General features: G+C 66.7%; 19 protein-coding genes. 10 read left to right on the forward strand and 9 right to left on the reverse strand.

The window, feature by feature from the left end; translation table 11 throughout:
- Positions 1 to 110 precede the first annotated feature (110 nt).
- A complete protein-coding gene (locus tag QH276_RS12120; protein ID WP_280399093.1) occupies positions 111 to 809 on the forward strand; it encodes an SDR family oxidoreductase in 699 nt (232 codons plus the stop codon).
- Between the two features lie 243 nt (positions 810 to 1,052).
- Here QH276_RS12120 and QH276_RS12125 read toward each other — a convergent pair whose 3' ends face one another.
- Positions 1,053 to 1,349 (reverse strand): hypothetical protein, encoded by a 297-nt coding sequence (locus tag QH276_RS12125; protein WP_280399092.1) that lies wholly within the window; start codon positions 1,347 to 1,349, stop codon positions 1,053 to 1,055.
- Positions 1,350 to 1,820: 471 nt separating this feature from the next.
- On the opposite strand from QH276_RS12125, the gene QH276_RS12130 reads away from it, so the two are divergent.
- Positions 1,821 to 2,471 carry an ammonium transporter gene (locus tag QH276_RS12130; protein ID WP_280399091.1) on the forward strand — a complete coding sequence of 217 codons (651 nt, stop codon included), beginning with the start codon at positions 1,821 to 1,823 and terminating at the stop codon, positions 2,469 to 2,471.
- Between the two features lie 270 nt (positions 2,472 to 2,741).
- Here QH276_RS12130 and QH276_RS12135 read toward each other — a convergent pair whose 3' ends face one another.
- From QH276_RS12135 to QH276_RS12145, 3 genes are all read right to left on the reverse strand, one after another.
- Positions 2,742 to 3,536 (reverse strand): LLM class F420-dependent oxidoreductase, encoded by a 795-nt coding sequence (locus tag QH276_RS12135; RefSeq protein WP_280399090.1) that lies wholly within the window; start codon positions 3,534 to 3,536, stop codon positions 2,742 to 2,744.
- A 125-nt stretch (positions 3,537 to 3,661) separates the two neighbouring features.
- On the reverse strand, positions 3,662 to 4,042 hold the full coding sequence (locus tag QH276_RS12140; protein ID WP_280399089.1) for a hypothetical protein: 381 nt from the start codon (positions 4,040 to 4,042) through the stop codon (positions 3,662 to 3,664).
- Positions 4,039 to 4,398, reverse strand: a complete 360-nt coding sequence (locus QH276_RS12145; RefSeq protein ID WP_280399088.1) for a hypothetical protein — start codon at positions 4,396 to 4,398, stop codon at positions 4,039 to 4,041. Before QH276_RS12145 ends, QH276_RS12140 begins: the two co-directional genes overlap by 4 nt.
- Before the next feature lie 368 nt (positions 4,399 to 4,766).
- Here QH276_RS12145 and QH276_RS12150 point away from each other — a divergent pair, with 368 nt between their 5' ends.
- The 4 genes from QH276_RS12150 to QH276_RS12165 all read left to right on the forward strand — a co-directional run bounded on the left by QH276_RS12150 (position 4,767) and on the right by QH276_RS12165 (position 8,731).
- On the forward strand, positions 4,767 to 5,663 hold the full coding sequence (locus QH276_RS12150) for a helix-turn-helix domain-containing protein (protein WP_280399087.1): 897 nt from the start codon (positions 4,767 to 4,769) through the stop codon (positions 5,661 to 5,663).
- A complete protein-coding gene (locus tag QH276_RS12155) occupies positions 5,660 to 5,872 on the forward strand; it encodes a DUF397 domain-containing protein (RefSeq protein WP_280399086.1) in 213 nt (70 codons plus the stop codon). Before QH276_RS12150 ends, QH276_RS12155 begins: the two co-directional genes overlap by 4 nt.
- Before the next feature lie 195 nt (positions 5,873 to 6,067).
- The gene (locus QH276_RS12160) at positions 6,068 to 6,895 is read left to right on the forward strand and encodes an alpha/beta fold hydrolase (protein ID WP_280399085.1); all 828 of its coding nucleotides are present in this window, start codon (positions 6,068 to 6,070) and stop codon (positions 6,893 to 6,895) included.
- Between the two features lie 306 nt (positions 6,896 to 7,201).
- The gene (locus QH276_RS12165) at positions 7,202 to 8,731 is read left to right on the forward strand and encodes an ATP-binding protein (protein ID WP_280399084.1); all 1,530 of its coding nucleotides are present in this window, start codon (positions 7,202 to 7,204) and stop codon (positions 8,729 to 8,731) included.
- 88 nt (positions 8,732 to 8,819) lie between these two features.
- On the opposite strand, the gene QH276_RS12170 is transcribed toward QH276_RS12165, so the two are convergent.
- The 4 genes from QH276_RS12170 to QH276_RS12185 all read right to left on the reverse strand — a co-directional run bounded on the left by QH276_RS12170 (position 8,820) and on the right by QH276_RS12185 (position 13,032).
- Positions 8,820 to 10,256 (reverse strand): MmgE/PrpD family protein, encoded by a 1,437-nt coding sequence (locus QH276_RS12170; RefSeq protein ID WP_280406731.1) that lies wholly within the window; start codon positions 10,254 to 10,256, stop codon positions 8,820 to 8,822.
- Between the two features lie 270 nt (positions 10,257 to 10,526).
- Entirely contained in the window at positions 10,527 to 11,366 is an 840-nt protein-coding gene (locus QH276_RS12175) for a cyclase family protein (protein WP_280397151.1), read from the reverse strand.
- Positions 11,363 to 12,202 carry an HpcH/HpaI aldolase/citrate lyase family protein gene (locus QH276_RS12180; RefSeq protein ID WP_280397152.1) on the reverse strand — a complete coding sequence of 280 codons (840 nt, stop codon included), beginning with the start codon at positions 12,200 to 12,202 and terminating at the stop codon, positions 11,363 to 11,365. Before QH276_RS12180 ends, QH276_RS12175 begins: the two co-directional genes overlap by 4 nt.
- The gene (locus tag QH276_RS12185) at positions 12,199 to 13,032 is read right to left on the reverse strand and encodes an IclR family transcriptional regulator (protein ID WP_280397153.1); all 834 of its coding nucleotides are present in this window, start codon (positions 13,030 to 13,032) and stop codon (positions 12,199 to 12,201) included. The genes QH276_RS12180 and QH276_RS12185 overlap by 4 nt, the downstream gene beginning before the upstream one ends.
- A 272-nt stretch (positions 13,033 to 13,304) precedes the next feature.
- Here QH276_RS12185 and QH276_RS12190 point away from each other — a divergent pair, with 272 nt between their 5' ends.
- From QH276_RS12190 to QH276_RS12205, 4 genes are read left to right on the forward strand one after another with little or no spacing between them, the layout of a single operon-like run.
- Complete coding sequence (locus QH276_RS12190) at positions 13,305 to 14,672, forward strand: FAD-dependent oxidoreductase (protein ID WP_280397154.1); 1,368 nt, start codon at positions 13,305 to 13,307, stop codon at positions 14,670 to 14,672.
- A gap of 38 nt (positions 14,673 to 14,710) precedes the next feature.
- Positions 14,711 to 16,171 (forward strand): dihydroorotase, encoded by a 1,461-nt coding sequence (locus tag QH276_RS12195; protein ID WP_280397155.1) that lies wholly within the window; start codon positions 14,711 to 14,713, stop codon positions 16,169 to 16,171.
- Between the two features lie 11 nt (positions 16,172 to 16,182).
- Entirely contained in the window at positions 16,183 to 17,391 is a 1,209-nt protein-coding gene (locus QH276_RS12200; protein WP_348536595.1) for a CaiB/BaiF CoA transferase family protein, read from the forward strand.
- Positions 17,392 to 17,422: 31 nt separating this feature from the next.
- Positions 17,423 to 18,727: an MFS transporter gene (locus QH276_RS12205; protein ID WP_280397157.1), complete on the forward strand. Its 1,305-nt coding sequence runs from the start codon at positions 17,423 to 17,425 to the stop codon at positions 18,725 to 18,727.
- Positions 18,728 to 18,848: 121 nt separating this feature from the next.
- Here the strand turns inward: QH276_RS12205 and QH276_RS12210 are convergent, their stop codons facing one another.
- Complete coding sequence (locus QH276_RS12210) at positions 18,849 to 19,730, reverse strand: hypothetical protein (protein ID WP_280397158.1); 882 nt, start codon at positions 19,728 to 19,730, stop codon at positions 18,849 to 18,851.
- Positions 19,731 to 19,814: the final 84 nt, after the last annotated feature.

Genomic DNA, 19,814 nt, shown 5'->3' on the forward strand with positions numbered 1-19,814 from the left:
GCGATAGGGCAGCGGGGTGCGGCCACGACAGGCGGGATAGCGAACGGAATACAGTCGGGGAGACCTCCGATCCGCGCCCACACGCGACGACCGAACGAGGAGATGGTGCTGTGCAGAGAGCTGACTCGCCGGGTGATGCACGGCCGGTGGCGTTGATCACCGGAGGGGGGCGGGGGCTCGGTGCGGCGATCGCCCGGGAACTCGCCCCCGACCACGCCCTGCTGCTGGGCGGGCGCACGGCGGCCGGACTGGAGAAGATCCTCGCCGAACTTCCCGGCGCGAGCGGCTGGCCGGTAGAGCTCACCGATTACAGCGCGGTGGCCGAGGCGGTACGCCCGATCGACCGGCTGGACGTGCTGGTCCACAACGCCGGTATCGCCGACCTCGGCCCAATCGCCGAATCCTCGGTGCGCCAGTGGCGCGACACCCTCGAGGCCAATCTGATCGCCGTGGCCGAACTCACCCGGCTGCTGCTGCCCGCCCTGCGCGCGGCGCACGGTCATGTGGTGCTGATCAACTCCGGCGCCGGCCTCCGGGCGAACGCCGGCTGGGCGTCCTACGCGGCGAGCAAGTTCGGGTTACGGGCGTTCGGTGACGCGCTGCGGCTGGAGGAACGCTCGATCCGGGTGACCTCGATACATCCGGGTCGTATCGACACCGATATGCAGCGTGACATCGTGGCCGGGGAGGGCCGGGCCTATGACCCGGCCGAATTCCTGCGCCCGGAAACCGTCGCGCGTGCTGTCCGCACGGCCATCGACACACCTCCTGACGGCCATCCCACGGAGATCGTGCTGCGACCCCGCTGAACGGCACACAGCTGGTTATGACGGGCCGCCACGGTCCGGTGGCGCTGCGATCGCCCGGATACGGCGGCCGCGGCGCCCCGCCACGCCGTTACCCACCGAGGCGGGCGTCAAGGCACTGCGACGGCGTCACGAGCCGGAATATGCGCCCGGTACCGCCCGCCGCCGACGCGCCGGCGGGACGGCGTGGCAGGACCGGACCCTGCCTACCCAGGCTTGTACCGGGCCCCCTGCGGCCAGACCCGGTCAGTGTTCGTCGTAGTGGCCGTTGTGCGGGGCGTGGCGGTGTCCGTCGTGGATGTAGTCGACGTGGTCGCCGTGCGGTACCGCTACATGCCCGCAACCCTCGCCGTGCACGTGCTCGTGTGAGCCGTGTTCGTGGTGGCCCTCGGGTTCGCATTCGTCGTAGTGGCCCGCGTGCTCGCGGTGCAGATGTCCGTCGTGGACATAATCCACATGATCGCCGTGCGGCACGGCGACGTGCCCGCAATCCGGGCCGTGGACATGCTGGTGTTCGGTGTGCTGAGCGTGTGCCGTTTGCATCGGTGTTCCTTCTTCCTCGAAGCGGTCAGCTGGAACTACGCACAGAGTTACATTAGCAAGTGCGCATCACTGCAGATAGCTGGACATTCACCGATCAAGCGTTATACAGTGCGGCCGACCCTACCGGGGCAGTTCACACCCGATGATGTTCGATACCGCAGCAACTACGCGGGCGACAGGGAAATTTTTCCGCTGCGGCACGGCTTGTATCTATCGCCGCGACGCCCGGACCCGGAGCCGGCCGGTAGGGACAGGAGGGCGGCTGGAGTTACCGAATCATCCGATCTCTAAACTTGATTCTAGGAATTTCCTAAAAATTCCTAGGCTTCGGCACCCTCCACAGCGTAATGTCTCAAATGTTCGAAACCGCCGGGACACAGGCGATTCGGTCCGGCGGAACTCGGACAGCGTGCTCGTCCCAGCTGTAAACCACCCTTGGCGACATCGTGATCAGATCGGACATGTGAACCCATGAGGATCCGCAAGATTGCCGCGGCCGTCGTGCCGCTGCTTGCCACCGCGACCTTCGGCTCGGCGGCCGCCCACGCAAACCCCACACCCACCCCCGATATCGGTTACCGCACCGAACTCGTCGGCAAGAACGTCGTAACCACCCTGACGCACGGGAAGTTCGAGATCGACGGCGAAACCGTCGATATCCTCGACGAATCCGGTGCCACCGTGGTCACCCTGCCGCTCGCGGTCCGTGAGGGAACCACCGAATACCCGCTGCCCCACGCGATCCGCGAAGACGGCCGGGTACTGGAACTCACCGCGGTCAAAGACCCGGCAAAGGCGCGCCCCGCAGCGGAGTTCGTAGCTTCTCCGCAAGAAAACCTGGCGGCGCAAAACAATTTTGCGTCGCAGTTCGGACTTGCCACGGCTATCGGCGGTTTCGTCGGTACTGCCATCGGTGCAGTAATCGGTCTGGTCGCCACCCTGCCGACCGGGGTCGGTGTACCGGCCGGGATCATCACGGGCGCAACCATCGGCGGAATCCTCGGGACGATCGCCGTCGGCGGACCCACGCTGGTCATCGCAGCAGTCGACCTGATCAACACTTTGAACGCGGCCCCCGGCACCACCCAGTGGGCGCCGAAGAAGACCGTTTCGGAGAACTGACCCACACATCTCGAGTCCCCGGCGCCGGGCGCAACTGCGTCCAGCACCGGGGACTTGCCGTGTCAGCGAATTGGAACGGACGCCATAGCCGGTGCCGATCTGCTGTCGCGGGCCCGTTCCCAAATCTGTGTACACCCGCGCACACTCATCTCGACACCGGTGTTATTTCCGCAGCGGCGCGCCCGCTCGATGAGAACCAGCAGCACCGGCACCAGTGATTCGAATCGATAGGGTTCGTTGCGCCCGGATCTCGAATCGCTGATCCGCTACTCAGGCGAGCCCGGCAACCGGTTCCGGGTTGATCTGATCCCGCCAGGCAAGCGCTTCCCGCACCTGCGTCAGGTCGTAATCGGGACCGTTGATCCCCACCGTGAACAGCGTCGCACCCGCGGCGTGGTACGCCGGGGCGGCTTCGGTCCCGGGCCAGGCCACCGACCGTTCGATCTTCGCCGGTTCGGTACCCACCCGCGCACAATGCTCTTCGAGGATCCCGCTCTTGCGCGTGAACACATCGAGTTCGCCGAAGCTGTGCCAGATATGCGCGTATTCCGCGACCAGCCGCAGCGTCTTCTTCTCGCCGCCACCACCGATCAGGATCGGGATCTCGCGCACCGGCTGCGGATTGAGCTTGCCCAGCCGGGCGGTGATCCGCGGCATGTACTCCTTGAGCAGGTCCAGCCGGCTACCCGCGGTACCGAACTCGTAGCCGTACTCGTCGTAATCCTTCTCGAACCATCCCGATCCGATGCCCAGGATCAGCCGGCCACCACTGATGTGGTCGACGGTCCGGGCCATATCGGCGAGCAGATCGGGGTTCCGGTAGCCACCCCCGGTGACCAGCGCCCCGATCTCGACCCGTTCGGTCTGCTCGGCGAACGCCCCGAGCATGGTCCAGCATTCGAAATGGGCGCCGTCGGGGTCGCCGTAGAGCGGATAGAAATGATCCCAGTTGAACACGATATCCACGCCCGCGTCCTCGGCCCGCAACACCGCGTCGCGAATGAGTCCGTAATCGGGGGCGTGCTGGGGCTGGAGCTGAATTCCGATCCGAACCGGTCGGCTCATCTGCATGACTCCTCGTCGTCGGGTTGATCTCCCGCCCCCGAGGCTACTGCGTTTCCCGGGCCATCTCCCCGCGTACACGACCGCCCGAGGACAGCCTCGGCCGAAGCCGACAGCTCACGCCACGGCTATCGGTCGCGGGCGCCCGCTGCGGAAATGATCCACTGACCTCGCGGGTACGAGCAGTCGGCTCGATCCCGTACCGCCGGAGCCTGCCGGGGCACCGGGCCGGGTGGGATGCGGTCGTAGGCGACGAGGGTCGCGTGGGCGGCGTGTTCGCGGGGGCAGTCGTGGTTGCGGTGGTGGTGGAGGGCGTTGTGGGCGTCGTCGAGGCTCAGCGGGGTGCCGGGTAGGCCGCAGGTCCATGCGGTGGGAGTCGGCACCCGGTAGGTGTGGGTGCGGGGGTACAGCGGCGGGTCGGCGGGCCAGATGCATCCGAGCGCGACGACCGCGACACCGCAGACGGCCAAGGTGACAGCGATCGTGGACAGGATGTTCCACAGGTTCATACCGGGACCTCGCCGGAGCCGAGTGGTGTGCTGGGTGTCCACACCATGGGCGGGCACACGGTTTCCAGCCGGTAGCCGAGATCGCAGATCCGGGTGGGCTGGTTGTCGACCTGGCCGAGATCGAACGCGATGATCACCGCCGCGGAAAGTTCGGTGGCGAGTGCGCGGACGTAGGTGAGCGGGTCGGGATCATCGGCCGGTGGGCGCACGGTGTAGAGGTAGCGGTACCCGGATTCCCGAGCGTGACGCTGGATTTCGCGGGCATATCGGTCGGCGTGGTGCGCGGAGAGGTCGACACGGACGAATCCGATCGCGGTCGGCAGGTAGCCGGGTGGCGGCGCAGAGGGATACGGCATTGGTACTCCGGAATCGGTCGATGAAGGAAGGGCCGGCGACGTCGGTCCGCACCGGCACATGCCTCGACAGCGGGATACAAACGGCATTGCGGTAAGGCCGGACAACGTCCGACCACATTCCGTGGCGGAACGGCCGATTCCGCGACGGAAAGCTCTGGAACACAAGCACTGTGGCGCTCGCCGCGCTCCGGACCGCGGGACTGCCCGAACGCCTGACCTAGGAGAACACGAGGGATACGCTGGTCCCAGCCGAATCGACCGGCTCGAACGAGACTGCTGCGCTGTGCCAGAGCGAGATTCGAACCCTGTCGGCGGCTGATTCGATTTCGGGGTGCTATTTCATTCGTTTTTCCGAACGGAGGACAGCTATGACCAGTGACGACGGCGCCGAACCGTCGACCCTCCCGCGGCGGCAGCTGGGAAGGTTTCTGCGCGAGCACCGGGAAGCCACCGGGCTCACCTTCGCCAAAGCCGCCGCCTTGGTGGAATTGAGCCAGGCCGCGCTACAGCGCATCGAATCGGCGAAGACCAAGAAGGTGCGGACGGTGGATGTGCGGGCGCTGTGCGAGCTGTACGAGGTCACCCCCGAGGAGACTGCACGGGCGCTCGATCTGGCGGAACAGGCGAAGGTGACTTCGTGGTACACGGCGTTCGCCGGGCTCTACAGCGATCCGACGTTCAATATGTACGTCGAGTTGTCCGCGTCGGCACGGCAACTGATCTCGTATCACGAGATCGTGCTCGGGCTCCTTCAAACACCCGACTACGCACGCGCATTGATCGGCAGCTTCTACCGGGAGGACAACTCGGAAGATATCGAACGCCGGGTGGAGCTGCGGATGAAACGCCAATCGATCGTGACCCGCAAGGCCGATCCCGTTCGGCTCGAACTGTTACTGCACGAATCAGCGCTGCGGAGGGTCGTCGGCGGTCCCAAGGTGATGGCGGAACAAATGCGGCATCTGGCCGAAATCAGCAAACGTCCGAACATCTCCCTGCGAATTCATCCATTCGCTGATGGGTGCGCGACCGGACTGTGCCATGGACCTTTCGTGATCCTGGACTTCGGAACCGATGCCAAAGGTAGGCCCGCGGAACCTCCAGTGGTGTATCTCGAAGGAGCGATGCGACCGGACTTGTATCTCGAAAGCGCCGATGACGTTCGTAGCTACCATGAACTTGCTTCGTCCATTCGGAGTGCAGCACTGGACGAGACACAATCGCGAGACCTGCTCAGGCGGGCAGCTAGGAGTTACACAGCATGACTACTGATCTATCCGGGGCGGAGTGGTTCAAGAGCAGCCGCAGTGGCGGCCGTACCGACTGCGTCGAGGTGGCCTGGCTGGCCGGCGGTCGGGTTGGTGTGCGCGACTCGAAGAACCCGTCCGGACCTGCGCTTGTCTTCGCTCCCGAAGGCTGGGATTCCTTCGCGACCGCGATCCGGAGCGGCCGCTTCGCGTCAACGGTCCGATAGCGATCGCTCTCAACGGCGTGGCCGGCGGAGTGACGCCGTTGGGCGAGACCCGTCCCGGCGACGGTCCTGCATGGGTTTCGTAACGGATGGGTACAGCCGGTTTCCGGGCGGTTTCCGGCGGTAGCATTTCGGGCGCGTCTCGTTGTCACGGCCTTCGGCGGGTCGGCGAATACGCACAGAAGGAGGAGTTCGCTCATGCCTGTGTGCTCGACTCGCGACAATGTGAACATCTATTACAAGGATTGGGGAACCGGCCGCCCCGTCGTCTTCATCCACGGCTGGCCGCTGAATGCGGACGCCTGGGACGACCAGATGAAATGCGTCGCCGATCATGGCTACCGCGGTATCGCGCACGATCGGCGGGGTCACGGGCGATCGGATCAGCCGTGGAAGGGCTACGACTTCGACACCTTCGCCGACGATCTGAACGACCTGCTGACCAGCCTCGATCTCCACGATGTGACGCTGGTGGCGCACAGCATGGGCGGGGGTGAACTCGCCCGCTATATCGGCCGGCACGGTACCGGCCGAATCCAGTCGGCGGTGCTGCTCTCGGCGATTCCGCCACTCATGATCAAAACCGAAAACAATCCGGAGGGTGTTCCGGAAAAGGTTTTCGAGGAGATCAAATCCGGGATACTCGGTGAGCGGTCGCAATTTTGGAAGGATACTTCCGAGGGATTTTTCAGCGCGAACCGTCCGGGCACCAAGGCAACCCAAGGAAATCGGGATGCGTTCTGGTTCATGGCGATGCACGAAAGCATCGAAGCGGGAGTGAAATGCGTCGATGCGTTCGCGTATACGGATTTCACCGAAGACCTCCGGAAATTCGATATACCCACACTGGTTGTGCACGGTGACGACGATCAGGTCGTGCCCATCGACGCCACCGGCCGCAAATCAGCGGAGATCATCGCCGACGCGACGCTGAAGGTTTACGAGGGCGGTTCGCACGGTATCGCGCTGGTTCCCGGCGACAAGGAACGCTTCAACGCCGACCTGCTGGAGTTCCTCGACCGCTGAGCGCCCACCCGAGGATCGCGTTGCCCGGCGCTCGGGTAACGCGATCCTTCGCAGGTCAGGAACCGCTGAGGACGGCCGCAGACATCGTGCCGAGCGAATCGGCGGTGGGCAGGTGTCTGCCGCAGTGTGGGCGGGTGGCCGGCGCAAGCGGTCGGACTTGGTCTATAGCGGCGTCTCGGCCGATGCTGCGATCCCATTACCGTAGGCTGCCGAGAGCACGGTCGCGTGGGGCGGCCGGAGACGAGGCTGGGGAGGGTCGTGAAGTATTTCAATACGGCTGGGCCGTGTTACCCACAGATGCACTACATGCTGCCCGCAGTCGAACGCCTGCCCGACGCCCACCGCATGGTCGAGCGCGGCCAGTACTTCGTACTGCACGCCCCCCGGCAAACCGGAAAGACCACCAGCCTGGCCAACCTGGCGCGCCAGCTCACCGCTGATGGAAACTACCTCGCCCTGCATTTCTCCTGCGAGGCCGCGAGTACCTTCGCCCACGATATCGGCGCCACCGAACAGGCCCTGCTCGGCCGGATCTACGCCGCCGGCCTGGCTGCCAACCTCCCACCCGAACTGATGCCGCCCACCCCGTGGCCCGACGCTCCGCCTGGCACCGCACTGACGGTCGGCCTGGCCACCTGGGTCGCACAATGCCCGCGCCCGCTGGTGCTCTTCTTCGATGAAATCGATTCCCTGCGCGACGATGCCCTGATCAGTATCCTTCGGCAGCTGCGCGATGGCTACACCACCAACAGGCCCGGCTTCGTGCACTCGATCGCGCTGTGTGGCCTCCGCGATGTCCGCGACTACAAAGCCGCAGCTGGGGGCGATCCCTCCCGGCTCGGTAGCGCCAGTCCGTTCAACATCAAGGTCAAATCGGTCCGGATGGGTGATTTCACCCGCGACGAAGTCGACGCGCTGTATGGGCAGCACACCGCCGCGACGGGTCAGGAGTTCAGCCCCCGCGCCCTGGATCTGGCCTTCCACTACACCCAGGGCCAGCCCTGGCTGGTCAACGCCCTCGCCGCGGAAGTCATCGACGAGATGCGGATCGAATCCACCATCACCGACGACCATATCGACCAGGCCAAAGAACGACTGATCGTCGCCCGCGCCACCCACCTGGACTCCCTGGTCGACAAACTCACCGAACCCCGCATCCAGAAGATCATCGAACCGCTGATCGCCGGGCAGAACGTGGACAGTGACCCCGCGTTCACCGACGCCCGCGCCTACGCCGCCGACCTCGGCCTCGTTGCGCCCAACAACCCCATTCGTATCGCCAACCCCATCTACAACGAAGTCATCCTCCGCGTCCTGGGCTCTGGAATCGAAGCAAACATCGTTTCCGGCCCAGCACAGTTCCGGCTGCCCGACGGACGCCTCGACTTCGATCGCCTGCTCACCGAATTCGCCGCTTTCTGGAAAGAGAACGGCGAAATACTGGCCGGCGACCAGCGCTACCACGAGGTCGCCCCGCAACTCGTCCTCATGGCCTTCCTGCACCGCATCGTCAACGGCGGCGGCTATATCGACCGCGAGTACGGCGTCGGCCGCGGCCGCATCGACCTGCTTATTCGGCAGCCCTACACCGGCACCGACGGACACCGCGCCGAACAACGCGAAGCACTCGAGCTCAAAGTCTGGGCGGACAAACAGACAGACCCCCTGGAACAAGGCCTCGACCAGTTGGACGGCTACCTCGACCGCCTCGATCTCCCCACCGGGGTGCTGGTGATATTCGACCGCCGCAAGAAAGCGGCCCCGATCACCGACCGCACCGCGTTCAGCGAAATCATGTCCCCGAAGGGCCGCACGATTACCTTGCTCCGCGCTTGATTCGCCGTCGAAGCCATCAGCACCACGGGCTGGTCGGCGCCGCGTTGCGCTGGTATCGCGTAACGCGGCGCCGCTGCCGGTAGGGAAATCAGCCGCGGACGGCCTTCATCAGGGTGTCCAGTGATTCGGCCGAGGGGAGCGCGAGTGCGTGACCGGCGACCGCGCGGGCGGCGTCCGGCGCCAGCCGCTCCTCGACGTTGAGGTCGAATTTCATGGTGAGTTCGGCGTCGGAGAGCGGGTTGGCCGGGCCGCCGCGATTGTGGTCGACACGGGCTTGGTGCCAGGCGCCGTCGCGGGTGCGGACGCGCAGTACCGCCGGGAACTGGTGCGGGTAGATCTCGTCGCAGCGGTCGTCGCTGTGCGCGGTGACCAGCCGGGCGAGGGCGAGCGTCGCCGGATCCTGCGCCGCCTCGTCGGTGAAATCGGCGTGCCCCACACCGAGGCCCGAACCGCCGAGCAACGCGCGGGCCACCGTGTACGGGCCCGAGAAGGCCGCGTGGTAGCCGGATTCGGGGGCCGCCTTGGCGGCGGGCGGTTCGGCGATGGTGCGAAGCACCGGTTTCGGGACGCCGAGCTGGATTTCGACGATATCGGCCGGGTCGATATCGCGGCGCAGGATACGAGCGGCGTCGATACCGGCGTGGGTGAAATGGTTGCAGGGGTAGGGCTTGAAGAAGATGCCGGGGAGTTCCCAGTGGTCGCCGAGGCGGTCGAGGACTTTCGCGGTATCGGCACGGTCGCCGCAGAAGGCATGCAGGAAACCGAAGCGGCCCTCGATCACAGTGGGCGGGCCGGTGAGGCCGTGCCGCGCGAATTCCGCCGCGGTGACGCCGGAATGGGCGGCCCAGCCGCAGTGGGCACGTTTGACGGTGCCGCCGGTGCGGTTGGCCTCGAGCAGGCCGGCGCCGAAGCTGGCGGCGATGCCCATGGCGTCGGCGATACCTTCGACGTCCAGGTCGTAGAGCATGGCCGCGGCGGCGGCCGAGCCGACGGCGCCGCAGATGGAGGTGGCGTGCTGGCCGCGTTCGAAGAATTCCGAATTGCCGAGTTCTTCGTCGTAACCACCCATGCCGAGGCGCACCGCGATTTCGATCCCCACGCCCGCGGCGTCGAGGACGGCGGCGCCGATGGCCCCGGTCGCTTCACCGACCGCGAGGGCGGCGGGGACGACGGACGCCGACGGGTGCAGGACCGACGGGAGGTGGGTGTCGTCGGAATCCATCGAATGGGCGAGAGTTCCGTTGATCAGGGCGGCGGTGGCGGCGGGGAATTTGTCTCCGGTGCCGATACCGGTGGCGCGGGGGGCGCCGGCCCAGTCGCGGGCGACCGCGGTGACGGCGTGGGCCGAGGGCTGCGCGTGTGCCGCGAGGGAGTTGCCGAGAACGTCGAGAACGCGGCGGGCCACGTCCTTGCGGAGGTCGGCGGAGAGCCCTTCGGCGCGGGTCCGGTCGGCCAAGGCCGCGAGCCGGCCGACAACGGTGTTCTCCAAGTCGTGGCGAGCACTCGCGCTGGGCTGATCAGGCATGACAGGTTCCTCCGTAGTTACGCTTCGTTTCCGGGCCTGACGCGCTCACGCTGTATCTACGGGGCGCGAGCGAGGGCCTTGCGTGGTGACACTGCGCTACCGCCTCCGGGCACGACTCGCCTATGCGGTGTCCATGCGGCATGAGCAAGGGCCCCGTGGGGTGACGCTGCGCTACCGCCTCCGGGCACGACTCACCCATGCGGTGTCCATGCGGCATGAGCGAGAACCCTCCGTGGTCACGCTCCGCGACCGCTTCCCGACCCGGCCCGCTCATGCCGGGACAACTGCGACCGGGCGTACCGGCGATCCGGTGCCGCCGGTGATGCGCAGCGGCGCCATGACGAAGGTGAACTCGGTGAGCCCGCGGGCGCTCGCGGCTTCGAGGTTCAGGTGTTCGATGATGTGGATACCGTTCTCCACCAGGAGGATCCGGTGCACGGGGAGCACACTGTGACCCTTACCCGGCGGAATGTGCTCGAACGCGGTGGTATCCGCGCCCGCCGCCACGATACCCGCGTCGGCCAGCCACTGCGCCGCGCCCACCTCGGCACCCGGAACCCCGTCCTGCTGGCCGAGATACCGCTGAGCGTCCTCGAAATGCCGGGCCCAGCCAGTGCGGATGAGCACCACATCGCCGCGGCGCGGGGTCACGCCGGCGGCCTCGGCGGCATCGCGCAGGTCTTGTTCGGTGACGGCCTGGCCGGCTTCCAGTGCCTCGACACCGCGCACGCGCGGGATATCGAGCAGCAGCCCGCGGCGCAGCATGAACGGGATGTTCTCCGCGCCGTGCTTCGAGTGACGGCCGCCGCGCTGCGCTTCCTCGGCGTCGATATCGCCGTGCAGTTTGCCGCAGTGGCTGACGTGCGAAAGAGCGTCCACGTGAGTGCCGACATGACCGCCGGTCACGATGATCTCGTTGGACGCCGAACCGCCGTCGGGGCGGACCATATCGCCGTGCCGGCGGATGAGGGTCATCCGGAAGCCGGGATGGTTGGGGGAACACGGCATACCCGTCGTATAGGGATGGCCGAGTTCGACGATATCGAGTTCGCTGCCCACGACGGCGTTCAACAGTGCGTCGGGGCCTGCGGTAACGGTCTGTCCGGTCATGCTCTCACTCCTCGTGCTGCGGTGGCCTGTGCTCGGTCGAGGACCACGCGGGCGTTCGCGACCACGGCGGGGTCGATGAACCTGCCGTTCTCGTCGAGAACGGCGGATTCACCGGCCGCCATGGATTCGGCGGCGCGGTCGACGATGCGGCGCGCCCGGTCCTGTTCCTCCGCCGTCGGCGTATAGGCCGAATTGACGATGTCGATCTGATTCGGGTGGATCACGGAACGGCCGAAGAAACCCTGGGCACGTCCCGCCCGCGACGTTTCGGCCAGGCCCGCCGAATCATCCACAGCCGTCCACACGCTCTGCACCGGCGACGACAACCCGGCGGCGCGGGCGGCGGTGACGATCCACCCGCGCGCCCAGGCCAGGCCCTCGGGTTCGACACGCAGATCGGCGGCGAGATCCGCCTCGCCCAGCGCGATTCCGGTGACGCGGGGGTGGCAGCGGGCGATCTGCGGCGCGGCCAGCAGGCCCGCGGCGGATTCGATGATGGCGTGCACGGGGCAGTCGAGACGTTCCGCGGTTGCCGCTACCGATTCGGGGTCATCGGATTTCGGTAACCGGACCCCGGCGGGCGCCGGCCCGGTGGCCAGCGCGGCGAGTTCGTGGTCGAGCCACGGTGATCCGATAGCGTTGAGCCGCAACCAGATTTCGCGGCCCGGCGGGGCGGTGCGCAGCACATCGAGCGCGTTGCCGAGCGCCCGGTCCTTGGCGGGCACCGGTACCGCGTCCTCGAGATCGATCACCACGGCGTCGGCTGCGCTGTCGATGGCCTTACCGATCCGGTCGGCCCGATGACCGGGGACATACAGCCAGCTCCGTGGTGTCATCGCGCCGGCACCGCCGAACTCGCGGGGCGGTAGCCGAGCGCCCGCGAAACCCGCTGCGCCGCTTCGATGAGCGCGTCCGCGTGCCGGTCGCAGGCTTCCTCGGTCATGCGGTAGCTCGGTCCGCACACCGAAACAGAGCCGATTACCGCGCCGTCGGCGCCGAACACGGGCGCCGCGATCGAACCGGCACCTTCCTGCCGTTCCCCGGTCGACCGGCATACGCCGCGTTCGCGAGCCTCGCGCAGTGTCGCACGCAGGGCGTCCGGGTCGACGATGGTGCCGCCGGTGAGCCGCGGCAGCGGCCGGGACAGCACATCCTCCTGTTCTTCCTCGGAGAGGAAGGCCAGGATGACGCGGCCCGACGAACCGCTGTGCAGGTCGAAACGGCGGCCCAGCTCCACGGTCATCTTGATTTCCTGTGTGCTCTCGACCTGGTCGAGGTACACCCGCCCACCGGGCAGGCGGCCAGTGACGGTCGCCGTCTCGCCAGTGGCGCGTTGCAGCTCCACCAGCGCTTCGCGGGCCGCCCGGCGCAGCGGGGAGACGTCGAGCGCCCGCGCGCCGAGTGTCGCGGCGGCCGGTCCGAGCAGGTAGCGACGGGTCTCGGGCTCGTAGAGCAGCAGACCGCATTCCACGAAGGTCGTGAGGATGCGGTGGGCGACGGCCTTGGAAATACCAGTCGAGCGGGCGATCTCCGAGACGCCGAGCGCGCTCGACCGGCGGCCGAACTCGAGCAGTACCTCCGCTGCCCGCGCGGCCGACGTGGTGCCGCCACTCGAGGGCTCCATCCTGGCTCCGTTCTCCGGGTCGATCCGTGTGTTCACGGACATCAGCAAAGCCTGCGTGCGCACGCCGCGCTACCTGTCGGGACGCGTCCTTGCTCGGCTGTTCCCCACCGGCCGCGCCGGACGGCGTAACAGCCAAGGCCTGAACAAGTTGTACCGCTTAGCGAAACGATTGTCCAGACGCCTTGAGCGACCCATTCGCCTGTTTCCGCCGAGTTAATCCGTTCAACAGGCACTTGTGTACAGATTGCCGAACGTGCATAGTGCAGGGGACCACATTCTTGCGTTCCGCTGGCCGGAACATGATAGGAGGAAGCGTGGACGGTCAGGATTTCGATCTCGTCGTCGCCGGTGCGGGCGGCGGGCTGGTCGCTGCGCTGCGCGCCGCCGAACTCGGCGCGAACGTCCTGGTGATCGACGCCGACGAGCATTTCCAGCGCGGCAACAACACCTCGATGTGCACCGCGATGATCCCGGCCGCCGGCACCCGCTGGCAGGAAGCCGCGGGGGTGCAGGACAGCCCGGACCGTTTCCTCGACGATATCGCCCGCAAAACCGCAGGTACCGCCGACCGCCGGGTCGCCCGGGCGCTGGCCGCGTCGAGCGCCGCGCTGGTGACCTGGCTGGCCGACAATCAGGAACTCGAACTCGAACTGGTCACCGATTTCCGCTACCCCGGCCATACCGCCGACCGCTGCCACAGCATCCCCGGGCGGCACGGCTCGAAGCTGCTGCGCCATCTGGTGCAGCGTGCACAGGCGCATCCCCGGATCGAGCTCATCGCGCCGATGAGCCTGCGCAACGTGCACACCACCGACGGGCGGGTCACGGGTGTCGAGATCGCCACCCCGGACGGCAACAGCGAACGCTTGACCACACCGGCCGTGCTGCTCGCGACCAACGGGTTCGGCGCCGATCACGACCTCGTCCGCCGCCATCTGCCGGAGATCGCCGACGCGCACTACCACGGCGGCCGGTACAGTCGCGGCGACGCGCTGCGCATCGGCCGCGAACTGGGCGCCGACAGCGGTTTCCTCGACGCCTACCAGGGCCATGCGGCACTGTCGTCGCGCAGCCAGACGCTCATCGGCTGGGCCACCGTCGTGCACGGCGGGGTCATCGTCGACAGCACCGGCCGCCGCTTCGCACCGGAAACCACCGGCTACTCCGAATTCGCCGCCATTCTGGCCGGCCGGCCCGGCGGGGCGGGCTGGATCGTCATCGACGAACACATCGAAGAGCTGTGCTCGGTCTTCGATGATTTCCGCACCGTCGCCGAAAGCGGCTCGCTGATCCGCGCCGCCACCGCGGCGGGACTGGCGGAAAGTATCGGGGTCCCCGCGGCGGCACTGGAGGACGAACTCGCCGCGGCCCAGCGCGCCGCCGCAGGGGCTGAGCCCGATCGGCAGGGTCGCACCGATACCCGCCATCCGCTGACCGCGCCCTACATCGCGATCGCCATCACCCCCGCCCTGTTCCACACCCAGGGCGGACTCGTCGTCGACGACCACGCCCGAGTACTCGCCGGCGGGACACCCATCCCCGGCCTGTACGCCTCCGGCGGCGCCGCCATCGGTATCTCCGGCCACGGTGCCGGCGGCTACCTCGCGGGCAACGGCCTGATCACCGCCCTCGGCCTGGCGTTCCTCGCCGCCGAGCACGTGACCAGCACCGTCGCCGCGTGACAACAGAACACATATCCAGTTATTCGCCAGGAGAACCAATGACCAGCTACCTGATCAAGAACGGCACCGTCGTGCGCACCGAGGATTCGGCCCCGGCCGAGGGCGAGACCGCCGATATCCTCATCGTCGACGGCAAGATCGCGGCCATCGGCCCGGATCTGACCGCCGAGGGCGCCGAGATCGTGGACGCCACAGGGAAACTGGTCTTCCCCGGGGTGGTCGACGCACATCAGCACTGGGGTATCTACAACCCGCTGTCCGAGGACACGCAGACCGAATCCCGCGCCAGCGCGCAGGGCGGTGTGACCACCGCGCTCACCTATATGCGCACCGGCCAGTACTACCTGAACAAGGGTGGCGCCTACGCCGACTTCTTCCCCGAGGTGCTGGACGCCTCCGCCGGCCGCAGCTATATCGACTACGCCTTCCATCTGGCGCCGATGTCCAAACAGCACATCGGTGAGATTCCCGAACTGGCGTCGGATCAGGGCGTCACCTCGTTCAAGATCTTCATGTTCTACGGCAGCCACGGTCTGCACGGCCGTTCCGCCTCGCAGAGCGATTTCCTCATGATCCCCGAGGACGAGCGGTACGACATCGCGCATTTCGAGTTCGTGATGCGCGGGGTGCAGAAGGCCCGCGAGCAGTTCCCCGAACTCGCCCCGCATATCTCGCTGTCGCTGCACTGCGAAACCGCCGAGATCATGAGCGCCTACACCAAGCTCGTCGAGGAAGAAGGCAAGCTCACCGGCCTCGCCGCCTACAGCGCTTCCCGCCCGCAGCATTCCGAGGGCCTGGCGGTGACCATCGCGTCCTTCCTCGCCGACGAGACCGGCCTGCCGAATATCAACCTGTTGCACCTCAGCTCGGCCAAGGCGCTGAAGGCCGCCATGAAGATGGCCGAGGCGTTCCCGCATGTGAACTTCCGCCGCGAGGTCACCATCGGGCACCTGCTCACCGATATCGACAACGCGAACGGCCTGGGCGCCAAGGTGAATCCGCCGATCCGCCCGCGCGAGGACGTCGAGGCGCTGTGGGAGCATCTGCTCGCAGGCAATATCGACTGGGTCGTCTCCGACCACGCCTGCTGCAAGGACGAGGTGAAATTCGGCGAGGACCGCGACGATGTCTTCGCCGCCAAGTCCGGTTTCGGCGGCACCGAATACCTGCTGCCCGGCCTGATCACCGAGGGCCGTAAGCGCGGTCTGTCGCTGCGCCGGATCGCCCAGCTGACCGCCTCGAACCCGGCCGACCGCTACGGCCTGCCCGGCAAGGGCCGGCTCGCCGAAGGCGTCGACGCCGATATCGCGATCGTCGACCCCGACCGCACCTGGACCGTGCGCGCCGCGGATTCCGAATCCACCCAGGAATACACGCCTTTCGAGGGATTCGAACTCGGCGCCGCCGTCACCGACACCTTCGTGCGCGGTAACCGGGTACTGGCCGACGGTGTGGTCACCGGTGAGCCCACCGGCCGCTACCTCTCCCGGCCGTACTGAGAGGTGTGCAGTTGACCGACGAGAAACAGCCGACCGGCCCGCTGCGCGGAATCAAGGTCCTGGATGCCTCCACCATCCTGGCCGGACCGCTGGCCGCGCAGATCCTGGGCGATTTCGGCGCCGAAGTGATCAAGATCGAGCATCCGCAGAAACCGGACGGGATGCGCGGGCACGGTCTCGACAAGGACGGTGTGCCGTTGTGGTGGAAGATGGTCAGCCGGAACAAGCAGACCGTCACGCTGAACCTCAGCACCCCCGACGGGCAGGCGATCTTCCGGGATCTGGCGGCCGAGGCCGATGTGGTGGTCGAGAACTTCCGGCCGGGCACCTTCGAACGCTGGGGCCTTTCCTATGCGGAACTGTCGGAGCGCAATCCGGGCCTGATCATGCTGCGGGTCACCGGGTTCGGGCAGCACGGGCCGTATGCGAAACGTCCCGCGTTCGGCACCCTGGTCGAATCGATGAGCGGATTCGCCCACCTCACCGGCCAGCCCGACGGGCCACCCACCCTGCCGGCCTTCGGTCTCGCCGATTCGATTGCCGGCGTGGCCGGTTCGTCCGCGGTGTCGATGGCGCTGTTCGAGCGGGAACGCAACGGCGGCACCGGACAGGTTGTCGACCTCGACCTGCTCAGCCCGATCATGACCGCGGTCGGCCCCGGCGTGATCTACGCCGACCAGCTCGGGATCGATCAGCAGCGCACCGGAAACAGGTCGCAGAACAACGCGCCGCGCAACCTGTACCGCACCGCCGACGATCACTGGCTGGCGATCTCCACCAGCGCCCAGGCGATCGCCGAGAAGGTGATGCGGATCGTCGGACATCCCGAAGTCATCGACGAGGACTGGTTCGCCACCGGCCGCACTCGCGCCGAACACGCGGACCTGCTCGACGAATACGTGGGCGGCTGGATCGCCGAACGCACCCGCGACGAAGTAACCAGCGTTTTCGAAGAAGCCGGCGCCGCCGTGGCGCCGGTCTACCGGCCGAGTGATCTGCTCAAAGATCCGCAGGTCGTCGCCACCGACATGGTCACCACTGTCGACGACGACGAACTCGGCCCCATGCGCATGCAGAACGTCATGTGGCGCATGACCCGATCCCCCGGTGCGATCCGTCACACCGGTAGACCCGCCGGTGCCGATACCGACAAGGTCCTCACCCGCCTCGGGCGCACGCCCGAGGACATCGACGACCTGCGGGCTAGCGGGGTCATCTGACCCCGCTACTGCTTCATCCGAGGAGTTCGCTATGAAATCGCGTTGGTGGACAATCGCCATCATTCTGGGCCTGGTGGTGGTGAATTATGTCGATCGCAGTGCCATCTCGTTCGCGGCCACCGATCTGAAGGCCGAATTCGGGATCACCCCCGGGCAATACGGCATCATCAGTTCCGCATTCTCGATCGGCTATATGCTGTTCGCATTGCTCTCCGGGCCGCTGGTCGACCGCTGGGGTTCGCGGCGCGTGCTCATCGCGGGCATGTTCATCTGGGCCGCCGCCACCGCCCTGACTCCCTTCGCGGGCGGGTTCATCGGCCTGATCCTGTTGCGTATCCTCCTCGGGGCCGGTGAAGCGCCCTGCTTCCCGGCGGCGACCCGCGTCGCCAGCCGCTGGCTACCGGCACACGAACGCGGTAAGGCGCTGGCTCTCATCGGCGGTGTGGCGGTATCGGGCAGCCTGCTCGTCGGCGGGCCGATCCTCACCCAGCTGATCGCGCTCACCGGCTGGAAGGGCATGTTCTGGGTGCTGGCCGTCGCCGGCCTCGTCTGGGTGGTCGTCGCCTACCCGTTCCTGAAGAACTCACCGAGCGAGGCGTCGTTCGTCTCGAAGGAAGAACTCGACTACATCCGGTCCGGACAGCTCGAGGGCGAGGACACCGGCCACGAGTCGAGCACCGACTGGGGCGAGATCCTGCGCAACCGCAACCTGTGGCTGGTCGGCCTCGGCTACTTCGCCTGGGGCTTCATGTTCTGGGCCTTCATGTACTGGCTCCCGCAGTATCTGGAACACGAATTCGCGCTCTCCATCAAGGAAGTCGGCGGGTTCTCGGTGGCGCCGTGGGCGTCCGGTGTGGTCGGTGCGCTGCTCGGCGGCATCCTGGTCGACCGCGTGTACAAGCGCACGCAGAGCATCCGGTCGCGGTTCCTCATCATCGGTGTGGCCCTGCTGCTGGCCGGCGCCTCGATCGTCCCGATCCTGTTCTTCCCCGGCAACCTGACCGTCGCCCTCATCTGCATCTCCGCGGGCGTCGGCTTCGGCTTCATCACCGGCGGTATCTGGTGGGTCGCCTCGATCGACGCCGCACCCTCGCAGCCCGGCACCGCCGCCGGTTTCGCGGACGCCTGTTTCGCGCTCTCCGGCATCATCGCCCCCTCGGTGATGGGCTTCATCGTGGGTCGCACGGGGACCTACAACGGCGGGTTCATCGTGATGACGGCCCTCTGCCTGATCGGCGCGGCCGCCATGCTGTTCTTCACCAAAGAACCGGAGCGGCCGGCGAACCCGCAGGTCCGTCCGGGAGAACCCGAAGGCGAACTCACCACCACGAGCTGAGGTCCAGTCGGAGTCGTCCGACAGCATGACGACGCACCGCGTAACCCGATGAGGGGTTACGCGGTGCGTTTCGTGTGGTGGCGCACGGTGGCCGGCCGCCGACAGCGAGTGATGGACGAGGCTACTTCGGCGACGTACCGTCCGGGTCCGACTTCGTGGCGACCATCTCGTACCAGTCGCTGAAGCGTTCACCGGCATCCATCATGTCGTCCCTGGCCGCAACGACATCGATATCACGAAACCCTGCGGCTTCCAGTGCACGGACATTGGCAGCTCGTTCAGTGGCAGGCACGACGTTGTCCAATCCCGTTCCGATGATCAGTCGGCCGTCGTTCTTCAGAACCCGGTGGATTTCGGCCGCGCCACCCTCCTGCAGCGCGTTCAACAACGGCACACGCTCGAGGTTGACCTCGTCGAATACCGAGTCGGGAAAGACCGAAAGATCACGGAGATCCGCGAGCACGTCCGGCTTGGTGTCCGGATTGACATTGGCGAAGATCTCTCCCGGCTCGGCAGGCCGGTACTTGTGACCGCCGCCCACCACAAGCCGGGCACCACCGTCGGCGGTACGAGCCTGATCCAGCAGCGCATTCAAATCGGTCGCCGGTTTGCCGCGAAGCGGGCGCCCGGTGAAGTCGGCACGCTCGGTACCCAGAGGCCGGTTGCCCAAACCATAGCGGTTCTCATGGATATCGTCGATTTGACGCCTATCTCTGGAACGCACGTCACGGATATCGGCACCCTGATATTCGGATGGCAGTCCCGCGCGTGTTCGGACCTCTCGAACCAAGGCGGCCTCGGACGATTCGAGCCCGCCGGGGGTCCTGTCGATCTCGGTCGCGCCGGCAACATCCGCCGCAGACCCATGTTCGGTGACCGCGACGGTCGGCTCGACAGCTCGCCTGCGGTAGAGACCGTTCGCTATCGATTCCGTCGCGTTCTTGAAGTTTCGATTCAGCGCTTCGACCGCTTGAAGAACCGCCCTACCGATGCCGTTGCTCATCCAGAGCCCCATCACAGTGAAAGGCAGGGGTCGCGCATCCAGAATGAACCACGACCTGCCACCGTGTCCGCTGGTGCTCGCACC

Origin of the sequence: Nocardia carnea, assembly GCF_029869215.1 — a bacterium.
Classification (GTDB): Bacteria; Actinomycetota; Actinomycetes; order Mycobacteriales; family Mycobacteriaceae; genus Nocardia; species Nocardia carnea_B.